Annotated in this window: 13 protein-coding genes; 12 read left to right on the top strand and 1 reads right to left on the bottom strand. The window is 42.7% G+C overall.

Annotated features, from left to right (window positions below):
- The 10 genes from AC4OGX_RS14740 to AC4OGX_RS14695 all read left to right on the top strand — a co-directional run.
- Positions 1 to 2,464: SpaA isopeptide-forming pilin-related protein (locus AC4OGX_RS14740; RefSeq protein WP_493331344.1), on the top strand; the 2,464-nt coding region annotated here is incomplete at its 5' end.
- A gap of 111 nt (positions 2,465 to 2,575) precedes the next feature.
- Positions 2,576 to 3,976 (top strand): SpaH/EbpB family LPXTG-anchored major pilin, encoded by a 1,401-nt coding sequence (locus AC4OGX_RS14735; protein WP_493331343.1) that lies wholly within the window; start codon positions 2,576 to 2,578, stop codon positions 3,974 to 3,976.
- Positions 3,977 to 4,086: 110 nt separating this feature from the next.
- Positions 4,087 to 4,935 (top strand): class C sortase, encoded by an 849-nt coding sequence (locus tag AC4OGX_RS14730; RefSeq protein ID WP_493331342.1) that lies wholly within the window; start codon positions 4,087 to 4,089, stop codon positions 4,933 to 4,935.
- Positions 4,925 to 5,821 carry a class C sortase gene (locus tag AC4OGX_RS14725; protein WP_493331341.1) on the top strand — a complete coding sequence of 299 codons (897 nt, stop codon included), beginning with the start codon at positions 4,925 to 4,927 and terminating at the stop codon, positions 5,819 to 5,821. Before AC4OGX_RS14730 ends, AC4OGX_RS14725 begins: the two co-directional genes overlap by 11 nt.
- The gene (locus tag AC4OGX_RS14720) at positions 5,818 to 6,786 is read left to right on the top strand and encodes a DUF5979 domain-containing protein (RefSeq protein ID WP_493331340.1); all 969 of its coding nucleotides are present in this window, start codon (positions 5,818 to 5,820) and stop codon (positions 6,784 to 6,786) included. Before AC4OGX_RS14725 ends, AC4OGX_RS14720 begins: the two co-directional genes overlap by 4 nt.
- Before the next feature lie 27 nt (positions 6,787 to 6,813).
- Positions 6,814 to 7,335 carry a hypothetical protein gene (locus tag AC4OGX_RS14715; protein ID WP_493331339.1) on the top strand — a complete coding sequence of 174 codons (522 nt, stop codon included), beginning with the start codon at positions 6,814 to 6,816 and terminating at the stop codon, positions 7,333 to 7,335.
- Positions 7,335 to 8,048, top strand: coding sequence for a hypothetical protein (locus AC4OGX_RS14710; protein ID WP_493331337.1), 714 nt, complete (start codon positions 7,335 to 7,337; stop codon positions 8,046 to 8,048). The genes AC4OGX_RS14715 and AC4OGX_RS14710 overlap by 1 nt, the downstream gene beginning before the upstream one ends.
- Before the next feature lie 18 nt (positions 8,049 to 8,066).
- Positions 8,067 to 8,804: a hypothetical protein gene (locus tag AC4OGX_RS14705; RefSeq protein ID WP_493331336.1), complete on the top strand. Its 738-nt coding sequence runs from the start codon at positions 8,067 to 8,069 to the stop codon at positions 8,802 to 8,804.
- Between the two features lie 2 nt (positions 8,805 to 8,806).
- Positions 8,807 to 9,757 (top strand): hypothetical protein, encoded by a 951-nt coding sequence (locus AC4OGX_RS14700; RefSeq protein ID WP_493331335.1) that lies wholly within the window; start codon positions 8,807 to 8,809, stop codon positions 9,755 to 9,757.
- Between the two features lie 5 nt (positions 9,758 to 9,762).
- A complete protein-coding gene (locus AC4OGX_RS14695) occupies positions 9,763 to 10,308 on the top strand; it encodes a signal peptidase I (protein WP_493331334.1) in 546 nt (181 codons plus the stop codon).
- Positions 10,309 to 10,383: 75 nt separating this feature from the next.
- On the opposite strand, the gene AC4OGX_RS14690 is transcribed toward AC4OGX_RS14695, so the two are convergent.
- Complete coding sequence (locus tag AC4OGX_RS14690; protein ID WP_493331332.1) at positions 10,384 to 10,590, bottom strand: hypothetical protein; 207 nt, start codon at positions 10,588 to 10,590, stop codon at positions 10,384 to 10,386.
- A gap of 508 nt (positions 10,591 to 11,098) precedes the next feature.
- Between AC4OGX_RS14690 and AC4OGX_RS14685 the strand changes: the two genes are divergently transcribed.
- Positions 11,099 to 11,599, top strand: coding sequence for a hypothetical protein (locus AC4OGX_RS14685; protein ID WP_493331331.1), 501 nt, complete (start codon positions 11,099 to 11,101; stop codon positions 11,597 to 11,599).
- Between the two features lie 18 nt (positions 11,600 to 11,617).
- Positions 11,618 to 12,805 (top strand): iron-containing alcohol dehydrogenase, encoded by a 1,188-nt coding sequence (locus tag AC4OGX_RS14680; RefSeq protein WP_493331330.1) that lies wholly within the window; start codon positions 11,618 to 11,620, stop codon positions 12,803 to 12,805.
- The last annotated feature ends 7 nt before the right edge of the window (positions 12,806 to 12,812 follow it).

The raw sequence follows: 12,812 nt of genomic DNA, 5'->3' as shown, positions 1-12,812 counted from the left end.
GTATCAAAATATAAAAAGAGACCACTTCTTTTTTCTGGAAATGATCTCTTTTTTATTCGCTCTCTCTTTGCAATGCCTTAGCTTAATGACATTGGAGAGTAAAGCCCCCGAACTTAGTATTAATACAAGTGCGAATTATCCAGCCGGGTCAGTAAAAACGAACCGTTTTGCAATAGGAACCATAACCGAAAGGCAAAATTATCCTGAGAATATATATAATACATTTGTAGATGAAAAACCAATTAATGAGTTTACAAAAGGAGAGGGGGATAATGCTTTTAAGACAGGAATTGTTACAGGACTCAGTGAGGACTATAAAGATGTAAAGTTTAGTGTAGATGAACCGGGAGTATTTTCGGATGAGCCTAAGATCGGAAAGACTATATTAACGGGATATTCCTTGGAGTTTGAACAGAATGGAGATACTTATCAACTGTCCAGGGTAGTAAATCCTGATAAAAGCACTACTGCAGCATATGCAGGAAACAGCTTTTTCCCACTAGATAAAGAAACATATGAAGTTATTGATAAGGGATGGGATAATAATCATAATTACTATTTTGGTATGCGTTATGATGTTGAATTTACACTTGGTGATTATATAGGACCGTTAAACTATTCTTTTAGGGGAGATGATGATCTTTGGGTAATCCTAGATGGTAAGAAGGTTGTTATAGATTTGGGTGGAATTCATGGTGCATTATATAAAGGAATAGATTTGTGGAAATATCTTCTGGATGAGGGAGATACGAAAGCAGATTTAACAGAAGAAGAGAAGAATGTGACTCATAGATTGACGATCTTATATATGGAGCGTGGTGCTAATGCATCAAACTGCGAGATGGAATTTACACTACCATCTGCGAAAATCGTAGATGTAACGGAAGCCCCAACTACATCGTTAATACTTCATAAAACAAATCTATTAGGTGAAGCTCTCAGTGGAGCTAAATTTAAATTAGTAAATGAGGCGGATGAAAATGAAATCTATACACGTTCATCTGTAACAGATGGAACAGTAGTTTTTGACGGATTACGAGAAGGAACATATGTATTAACAGAGACACAAGCGCCCAGTGGTTATAAAATAGGAGATTCGGAGTGGGTTGTAAAGGTAGTTAGAAATGGTGAATATGTGACAGCAAAACTGTATAAGTCTGATGGTGTAACGGAGGTTGAAGGAAACCAGATTTTCAATTATACAGTGGGTGAGACAGATCCACCATATATAAAAGTACAAAAAACTTTCGAAGGTCTTACTGATCCAATCACACAGGTTCCAGATTTTCAGATAAATTTGTACTACGATGAAGCTTGTACAAGGGTTGCGGCAGTATTGAGATTAACTGGTGGAAGTATCGTCCCTACACAAAGTGAAGATGGCCTGACTTATACCTGGAAAATCAGGAATCTTCCAACAGGTACTTATTATTTGAAGGAAGTTAATAGGGATATTGATGGATATATAGTAAGTACTAAGGTGAATGGGGGAGAGACTACAGGTGAGGTAACAAAGGTTACAACTCAGGATGCAGAGTATATATTCGATACAATGGAGCGTATTGATACAGGACATAGTTTAACAATTGATTTTAATGATTATGAATTTATTGCGGGAAGTCTGACTAATCAACAATTTTTTGTTTGGACTGCGGATACGCTTTCGTTAGCGGAAAGAAAAGGAATAGTAGATAGTATTCAGAGAGAAGCGGGAGGGACGTTTAATAAAATAACTATAGAAAACACGAGTTTTTTCAGCACAATAGAAAAAATTGAAGAAGGAATTGATTTCTTTGGACATATTTCCGTAAGTGACGGAAAGGTTATTTTTGAATATGAATCTCTTTGGAATAAAGTATGTGTGGGTACTTATAGTAAGAAGGATACAACTAATGCAGAAATTGAGATAACTAACTCTTATACAGAAAATCCAATAAAGATTGATTTGCAAAAATATGGAACATCGCTCTCAGGTAATCAGCTTGATGGTGCAAAATTCAGCCTTTATAAAGGGAGTTATAATCCGACAGGAGGAATTGATGGTTCTGGTATAGTGAACTGGGAGAATACACCGATAACAGGTTATGATAAGTTTGAGGTTACTTCCACAAATCTCTCGGAGTTGAATCTATTATCAGGCTACTACAAATTAGTGGAAGAAACTGCTCCAGCGGGATATCAAAAACTAGGAGTCAATATTTTCTTTAAAATTGAAAACAGAATGGTAACCTTAATAGATGTGACAGGAACGCCTATTGATGAAAAGCAGGATATGTATGAAATAGAAGGCCAAAAAGGTAATCAGGTCATTAAAGTTAAGAATGATACATTATACGAACTTCCAGAGGCAGGCGGTTCCGGAATATTCTGGTATACTGCTGGTGGAACGCTGCTGATGTGTTTGGCAGGTCTGCTGGCTCTATATAAAAACAAACGTAAGAGGGGGGCAAACATATCGATATAATGAAAAAGCGATTATTAATAGCCCGACAACTCTTAATGTAGTTGCCAAAGTAAGAAAAGAAAGTTATGTAATGGTAACAGAAATGAATAAAGAAGAAAAGGAGAAAAGAGTATGAGTAAGATTAAAAAAGTTTTGGCTGTGTTTTTAACATTAGCTATGGTTCTCGGAATGGGGATGACAACGTTTGCGGCACCAGAGGATTATACGAGTAACATCATCGTTACTAATCTGTCAGAGAAAGATTCATCTACAACTGTAAAGATTTATAAGGCAGTTTCCTTAGTAGAGGAAAATGGAGAGCAAAAGTGGGTAGTTGCAGATTGGGCAAAAGATTACATTACTTTAAGCGATGATGAGACAAAATATGAAATTACAGACGCTGTTAACCTTGGAAAAGCAGCAGAGGAAAAAGGAGAAGTTTTAGAAACAAAAACAGCTGAGAATCAAACAGTAACATTTGAAAATTATGAAGTTGGTGCATATGTGATTATTGCATCCGGTGATCATACACAGTATGCAACAATGGTTGCTAATACATATGATGATTCACAGACATACATGGCAGCAAAGGATGCTACTGTAGTTGCAAAGTCCTCAGGCTATATAGTAGATAAAACAGCAGATGACAATTTTGTTGCTAAGGGAAGTACGGTACACTTCACTATTAGAACTACCTTCCCTAACTTTGAAAATGTATCAGCAGATAATTCATATAAAATTGTTGATACACCTTCTAAGCTGACAATCACAGGAATAGACACGGCAACAGTAGGTGGAGTCAATGTTAAAGATCAGGTAACTGGTGCTTATAATGTTGATAATACACAATATACAATGGACTTTTCAGCACTTATTGGAAATACAGATGAAACCTTAAATGCAAATGCAGGTAAAGAAGTTGTTATCACTTATTCAGCTACTGTAGATACAGAAGATGGATATAGTAATACAGCTAATGCATTTAGAAATGAGACAACGATTGGTGAGGATAATGAACAAGGATATTCTGCTGATCTTACAGTTACAAAGGTTGATGCAAAAGATCAGGGTAAAACTTTGACAGGTGCAAAATTCGAAGTTTATGCTAGTGCAAAAGAAGATGTAAAGGAATCGTCAATACCTTTATCCTTTATTAAAGATGAAACTTCAGGTGCTTATATTCTGACAGAAGCTGGTACTTCTGGTGCAGTAACTGAAATTGAAGTAGATGCGAATGGTAAGGTACAGGTAAAAGGTTTAGCAGAAGGGACTTATTGGTTTAAAGAGACTGTAGCACCAAAAGGGTATTCAATTAATGAAGAGGGTGTAGAATTTACAGTTAGTGATAAAAATGAGGATGCAGAACCAGTTACACAAAATGTAAGTTTATCTAGTAAATTAGTAGATACAAAACTTTCTTCCCTCCCATCCACCGGTGGTATCGGTACTACAATCTTCACAATCGGCGGCTGCCTGATCATGATCATTGCAGCAGCACTGTTCTTTGCATCACGCCGCAAAGAAAACAAATAGTTCATTTGGTTGCAGGGCGGGGGAACGCCCGCCCTGCACTTTATTCATTACAATAGAAAGTTCGCGCAAGCGTGCTTTCTATCGTTTATACAACACTAAGGAGAGCTCATATGAAAAAGAAATATTCTAACATTATAATAGCGGCTATTTTTATCATAGGGTTGTCCTTGCTGCTGTATCCTACAATAGCAAATAAATGGAATACATACAGGCAGTCACAGCTTATCAGCAATTATGATGACAAGGTATCGGAGATGGAGAAGGACGGAGAGATTGATTATAAAGCAGAATGGAAAAAGGCGCAGGATTACAATAATGCGCTGGTACCGATGATCCTTCCCGATTCTTTCGCAGTTGCTGATGCAAAGGAAGAAAGGGATACCGCGTATGAGTCTTGTCTGAATATTACAGGCGATGGTATAATGGGAACAGTGGAAATTCCTAAGATTGACGTAAAACTCCCTATTTATCACTACACCACAGAGGAGGTCCTGAAAAATGCAGCGGGCCACCTGGAAGGAAGTTCTCTTCCAATCGGCGGTGAAAGTACTCACAGTGTGATCTCGGCTCACAGAGGTCTTCCAAGTGCCATATTATTCACGGATCTCGATAAGATGAAGAAGGGCGATCATTTTATGATTCATGTATTAGATGATGTGCTCTGCTATGAGGTGGATAAGATCAGTGTTGTAAAGCCGGAAGACACATCAAATCTGAATGTTGTAGAGGGTGAGGACCTGATGACACTTTTGACCTGTACACCTTACGGGGTCAATACAGAGAGGCTTCTCGTGAGAGGACACAGAGTTCCGTATGAGGAGACCTATGAGGAGGAAAAGGAATCTTCCATCAGCCTGGAAACCAATTATATTCTGTGGGTGATCGTTGGATTAGTGATCACGGCAGCATTAATTGGAGGTATGTATATTAGAGAGCGAAGGAAGAATCATGAAGCGTAAAATAACAACATTTATATTCGGTCTATTATTTTTGGCAGGGTTTGGAATTTTAATATATCCCACAGTTTCAAATCAGTGGAATACCTACCGACAGCAACAGTTGATCACGACTTATGATAAAGCAGTCAGTAAATTGGAGCCGGAGGATTTTGATGCGGCATGGGATGCTGCTGAGACATTTAACAATTCGTTCGATCATAACAATATTTTCGGAGATGTTTTCAGTACACAGTCAAAGCTGACGGATATCAAGGATACAGAGTACTGGAAGGTTTTGAATATAGAGGGCAATGGAATCATGGGATACCTAAGTATTCCGAAGATCAATGTAAAGCTTTCTATCTATCATGGAACTTCCGATGAAGTCCTTCAGACAGGTGTCGGACATCTCAACGGTACGAAGCTTCCGATCGGGGGCGAGAGCACCCACAGTGTTCTTTCAGCTCACAGAGGTCTTCCATCGGCAAAGCTTTTTACAGATATCGACCAGATGAAAAAGGGAGACAGATTTTATCTCCATATTTTAGATGAGAATCTTGCATATGAAGTAGATCAGATTCTTTCGATGGTGGATAAGGATGATCATGAGACATTGGAAAAGGCCCTTCAGATTGAATCGGGCCAGGATTATGTGACACTATTTACCTGTACACCATACGGCGTGAATACGCATCGTCTTCTGGTCAGAGGACACAGAGTTCCGTATGAAGGGGAAGAGATAGCGAGCACCCCGGTGGATACGATGGTACAGGCGATCCAGAACTACTATATGTTATTCTTGTTACTTGGTTTGGCAGTGACAGCATTGGTGATCGTACTTATGAAGCATTTGTTCAAGCCGCGTAAGAAGCAGGCGAAAAAAGACTTAGAGGAGGGTAAGAAGTGAAAATAAGAGAATTTATGAAAAAGAGCAAAGTATTCGTTCTCATTTGTGCTTTGACGGTTCCGATATTATCTTTAACCAATATCAGTGCGGCAGACTCAATTGATACGGCAGCACAGTGTTCTTTGACTTTAACGGTTCCTGCAGACAGTGTTTATTCGTCAGATGCAGGTGCTCCTGATCTTACAGCAAAGCTTTATCGGGTGGCATCGGTGTCAGAATCGAGACATTTTACTATGCTGGAGGATTATGGAGTAGACATTGAGGCACTGTCAGAGGATGAGAATGCAGATTGGGAAAAAGCGGCAGCAACAGCGGCAGAGAATCTGGATGGAAAATCTCCCGCAGCAGAGGTTACGATCGAAAAAACTTCGGGACAGGGAAAGGCGGAAAATCTTGAGACAGGGATGTATCTGGTCATGATGGATACGGTGACAGCTCCAGAGTATGAGTATAATTTTACCCCATACTTTATCTCACTTCCGAATAACCTTTATTATTCCTCAGGACAGGCGGAAGATGACGAGTGGATATATGATGCACAGAGCGTGATCAAGGTTGGCGCTGAGGAACGTTTTGGAGATCTGGAGATCGTAAAAACCCTGACAGAGTATAACAGCACTCTTGGACCGGCCACTTTTGTATTCCAGATCGAAGGCGAGAGAGGCACAGACAGATACAGCAACGTAGTTTCTATTACATTTACAGAGGCGGGACAGCAGTCCGTCATTGTAGAACATATCCCGGCAGGCATGAATGTGACGGTGACTGAAGTTTACAGCGGTTCCAGTTATGAGCTGACAACAGAAGCGAGCCAGAGTACAGTGATCGCGGCAGGGGATGCAGAGCGCGCAAGCGTAGCATTTACCAACACATATAATAACAGTATTAATGGAGGGTCTGGAGTGGAGAATCAGTTCAGCCACGGTGAAGAGGGCTGGGACTGGACACAGAAGGGCGCAGAATAGACGACGCAGTAGAGGAGGCTGGAAGCTATGAAAAGATTTAGAAGTAACAAAATAGTTTGGCTGACAGCAGCCGCTGTGATATTGGCAGGCACGATGAGCATACAAGGTGTCCTGGCATATTTTACAGCGAATGCGTCGGCACAGGGAGGTCACACGATCTCGCTGGGGTCCAGTACGGAGATTACAGAGGAATTTACGGATTGGACGAAGCACATCGTAATTACGAATACGGGAGACAATGACTGCTATGTCCGCGTAAAAGTATTCAGCGGAAGTCAGTTTGATTTAGAATTTTCCGGAGTAAGCGGAGCATGGAGCCAGGGAGACGATGGATATTGGTACTACAGTGACATCGTTCCGGCAGGAGGAAAGACTTCTGTATTGGATGCAAAGATCATCGTACCGGAAGATTTTGAAGACGACTTTAACGTCGTCGTAGTTCAGGAATGTACTCCGGTTGTGTTTGACCAGAATGGCAATCCACAGGCAGACTGGACACAGAAGATCGATTCGACTTCGGAATTTAACAGAGAGGAGGCTGGTGAGTAATGAAACGCAGAAAAAGAGCCTCTCGCGGACAGAAGACAATTATCATACTGCTGGCACTTGCTGTGATCCTGCTTGCGGGCAGTGCACTTGGAAGTACCAGAGCTGCACTTTCTTATTACAGTGATAATTATAGAGCCAACCTGGCTGTCTCAGAGATCGGGGTAGCACTTGTTGAGAATGGCGAGATCACTTCTGAGAAATTGCTTGCAAATATGGTTGGGAAGGATGAAAAAGTGATTCCCGGCAGAGAGTATCAGGAAGAATTGACAGTGAAGAATACAGGTGAGATCGACCAATATGTCCGTGTCAGCATCACAAAGAGCTGGATGAAAGACGGAGGAAAGGTAACTTCTCTTTCCCCGGATCTTATTATTCTTGGACTGACAGGCAATGGATGGCTGGAAGATAAGAACGCATCTACTAAGGAGCGTACTGTTTTATACTATTCAAGGCCATTGGCTGGTGGTGAGGAAGCACCGGTCTTTGCAGATACGATCAAGATTGACGGAGCAGTTGCATCCAAGGCATCAAAGGAGACTGTGAAGTCTGAAAATGGTTATACAACAGTGACAACAACTTACAGATATGACGGGGTGACATTTAATCTGGAGGCCCAGGCAGATGCAGTTCAGACACATAATGCCAAGGATGCAATCAAGAGTGCATGGGGCGTAGACGTGAATGTATCTTCAGATGGAACATTGAGTCTGTAGCACAGGGAGGAGAGAGACATGAGAAAGAGAATATTAGGTTTTATTCTGGCAATGGTCATGATCGCTGCCGTCCCGATTGAAACATCTGCGGAGACGATTCCTGGAAGTTCAGACTGGCAGATCACCTTTGACGGTAATAAGATGAGCAGTAATTTTACCAGTGCAGACCTGGATGCCAGCGTATACCAGATATTGCCGGGGGATACCGCATTGATCGAGCTTTCGCTGGCCAACACGGCGACGAAGGATACAAACTGGTATATGTCCAATGAGATCCTTAAGAGTCTGGAGGATGGCAGCCCGGCAAATGGCGGTTCTTATACTTACATTTTGAATTATGTGGATGTAAACGGCAAAGAGACCGAGATTTATAACAGCGACACGGTCGGAGGCGAGGGGGTTAATGGCCTCAACCAGGTAAGTAATTCTCTGAAGGATTATTTCTATCTTGACCGTATCGCACCGGGAGCAAAGGGCAGGATCCAGCTCAAGGTTACCCTAGACGGTGAGACACAGGGCAATGATTATCAGAATACACTGGCTGCGCTTCAGATGAATTTTGCAGCTGAGGAGGCAGCGGCTGATTCTACAGTGACCACGCCGGGAAAAGATATTAAGATCATCAAGACAGGTGACAGCTCCAATATTATTATGTATCTGTCTATCGCGGCATTGGCGGCAGGGCTGATCATTCTGATCATTGTGATCCTGTTGATGAAGAATAAAAAGAATAATGGGAAAAGGAGGTCCAGATAAGTATGAGATCAGGAAAGAAAATACGAAAAGGCCTTCTTGGACTGGCAATATTATTTGCAATGACCCTTCAGATGTTACTTGCATCGGAGGTGAGAGCTGCTGAGGAGTATACCTACACCCTTACATTTTATGCAGGGAATCACGGGACATTTGCCGATGGGCAGGATGTCATGAAAATTACAGGACTCGAGTATGGACAGAGAGTTCATCTGGATGCATTTGCAGGATCTACAGCAGTTATGATCGAGGATGGCAGTAAGTATTATGTACAGGGCGTGCGTAAGGCAGGCGGAGATACAAGCAGCCAGGTTTCTTCCGAATGGGTTGAAATCACAGGTGATGTAGACTATGTTGCAGCATATGGAATCAAAGGAAACCAGGTTGCATACACGGTAAATTATCAGGATGTGAACGGAAATGCGCTGATGGAAAGCCGTACCTTTTACGGTAATGTGGGAGATAAACCGGTGGTTGCTTATCAGTACATCGAGGGTTATCAGCCTCGGGCTTATAATATGACAAAAACATTGAGTGCAAATGAAGCGGATAATGTATTTACATTTACCTATGTTCCGGCAGAAAATGGTACGGTAACAACAATCGCCGGAGCAAATAACGTGACTATTGTGACCCAGGCCACACCGGCACCAGCCGGAACGGCGGCAGGTACCACAACACCAGGCGGCACGACAGGCGGTACACAGACACCGGGAGGAACAGCGCAGACACCTGATGAGGGTGCGGCAAATGGGACTGTAGAAGTACCAACAGAGGATACACCTCAGGAGCTGATAGACCTGGATGATGAAGAGGTTCCAAAGGCTGATATTAAGGCAAAGAGAGATAATAGCGTTATGCCGATCGTGTACAATATCATAATTGCGGTACTCGCAGTTGGAGCTTTAGCCGGAACAAGTATTTATATCAAAAAACGTGGAAAGAAAAACGACTAAATAAAATGAGCAGACAAAGACGGCATAGAAAAAATAAAAAGCATAAAAGCATTTTGGCAACCATTTTAAGTGCGTTAGGAACCATCCTTCTGGTACTTGTGATCGTGCTGTGTATCCCGATCACAATACCGCAAATGTTCGGATATCAGGTGTACACGGTGATCAGCGGCAGTATGGAGCCTGCGATCCCGACAGACAGTCTGGTGTATACCAGGAGCATCGCTCCGGAAGATGTGAAGGAGGACGATGTGATCGCCTTCTACGGCGCGGATGGAAGCTCAGCGATCATTACGCACCGCGTGGTGAAAAATCAGGTAGTAGAGGGACAGTTTGTGACCAAAGGGGACGCAAATAAAGAGAAAGATCCTATGCCGGTCAGTTATAGTAACCTGCTCGGCAGGGTAGAGCTTTCGATTCCGTTTATGGGAAAGATACTCGCGACTGTGGCTTCTGCGACAGGGAAGATCGCGACAGTCTGCCTGATCGGGCTGGCCGTGGTGCTGCATGTGATCGCGGCGGTGATCCGGAGAGGTCAGGATGAGGAAGAATAAGAATAGGTTTATATAAGAAAGTGTCATGATCTCGATTGAAAAACGGGGATCATGACACTTTTTTGGGATATAGAATTAAATATATTCCACCGGCAGTGCAACAATATTTTCCTTCAGCCATAACGGCGAATTATACATACAAATGATAACCCCGATACCTCGCTTTTTCTCCGGGATATGATCTAACACGTCAAAGGCGTTGGTCATGCTAAGTTTTGGATTGGCAGACAGTTTAATTTCTCCGGGATATATCATATCATCCTGTCCCAGATTCTGTCGCACGGCTGATAAGATTTCCCGTGTTCTTCAATGTATTCTTCTGACGTAATAAAGCAGAGCGAAGTCATCCCCCGTGATCTCTCTGAGAGAAAGGCCCGATAACTCAATGATACCAACCCTTCCGGCTAATGACTCTGATATATTTTCTATCGCTGAAGAGACGCTTTAACATTGTAAATTTCCCGACCTGCCGCGGTCCGGTAATGAGCACTGATTTAAAGCCTTTGGCGGTTTTTAAAATTGTATTTTCAATTGCTCTGTTAATATACATAGTATTCTCCTTTCTGTCTGCGACTAATTTGATAATATAATTATAATATTGTCGCAAGTGCTTTTCAAATAGAAAAGAATGACAAAAAATAATCAAATATTTTCTATCTCGTGAAACAGTGTATAATAGAAGAAAAGGGTAACTGTTCGGTACAGGACTGTGCATTTACTAAACAGTTACCAAAATAGAATTATCATGTAAAGTAATCATGCGGACCATGTTTTAGAAGGAGGTAGTGTCATGCAGGTTAGTTCAAAACGTAAATGGATGACCAGGGGAAAGATTCTTTTTGAAGAGGTAATTCTTTTCTTTCTTTATCGGGGAATGAAGGTATTATACAAATATGATACCCGGATCTGCGAGGAGATATCCGGCTGGCCGATCGGGATGACTATGGTGCTGGCGGCGGCAGAGAAGGGGCCAAAGCTGTGTATCAGAAAGGTATCATGGGGAATTGTGAGAGTAGCGGATATCGAAGACCCGGATATCAGGATCGCTTTTAAAAGTATTGATGGGGCATTCTTAGTATTTTCCGGACAGATCGGAACGTCACAGGCTTACGCGCAGCATCGTTTTCTGGTAAAGGGAGATATTGCAAAGGTGATGTCTGTAGTGCGTTGTATTGATCTGACTGAAGGGTATCTGTTCCCGGAGATCATGACAAAGAGGATATTAAGGAAGGTTCCGGAAAAGCAGATCGGGAGTATTTCTGTTTATTGTCACGCAATACTGGGTTTTTAGAAAAGGAGGAATAGATTTATGCTGCCATCATATTATGAATTTCAGAATTCTACAAAGATTTTATCAGGGAAAAATGCGCTTGAGAATATTACATATGAGTTAAAGGGTCTTGGCGCTTCCAGGCCGATCTTGTTATCGGATAAGGTGCTGGAGAAGATCGGGTCACTGCAGAATGTGATCGATGCCATGGCATCCACAGGGATGGAGCCGGGAGCTATTTATACGGATATTCCGTCAGATTCTTCTGTAGCAGTGGTGAATAAGATCGGCGTGGTTTATCAGGAAGTCGGCTGCGACAGTATCATTGCGGTAGGAGGAGGTTCCGTGATCGATACGGCAAAAGGGGTAGAGATGCTGATCTCACAGAATGTGAGGGATCTGATGGAGCTTCAGGGCTGTGAGTCTATGACGAGAGGGAATCACGTGCCGTTTATTGCAGTGCCGACTACTTCTGGGACCGGGTCTGAGATGACGCTTGTGGCGGTGATCAAGAATATTGAGAAATCTGTGAAGATGGAGTTTATTTCCAACTATCTGCTCCCGGATGCGGCTGTACTTGACCCGAGGATGACAGCCACACTGCCGCCGAAGACAACGGCATCCACCGGATTTGATGCACTGTGTCATGCCATTGAGGCATATAGCTGCAATCAGAAGAATCCGCTCAGCGATGCCTATGCGACAGCAGCGATCAAGCTGGTCGTAGAGAATCTGGAGGAGGCTGTCAGAGACGGAAAGAATACGAAAGCAAGGCTGGCGATGGCGAATGCGTCCACCATGGCCGGAGCTGCATTCTCCAATTCCATGGTAGGAATGGTGCACGCGATCGGGCATGCATTAGGCGGAGTCTGCAAAGTGCCTCACGGGGATGCTATGACGATCTTGCTGCCATTCTGTATGCTGTATAATTATAAGAAGTTAGGAGACATTTACGGGGAGCTTTTATTATATCTGGAAGGGCCTGAGGTGTATGCACAGACCCCGGCCAATAAACGGGGCGAGGAGGCAATCAAGTCTGTCAGAAGGCTGGAGCGCAGGCTCCATAAGATGGCCGGGTTGCCAATGACACTGAAGGAAGCAAAGGTAGACCGAAAAGATTTTGACGCCGTGGCACGGACCGCTTTGAATGACGGTGCAATGCTTGTCAACCCGGCGGCTGTGGAGTTTGATGATGTAATTATGGTGCTCAATCAGGCTTACGAATAAAGTAGTG

The sequence above is a fragment of the Faecalicatena sp. genome, assembly GCF_058819085.1.
This window is presented reverse-complemented; position numbering and strand designations above follow the sequence as displayed.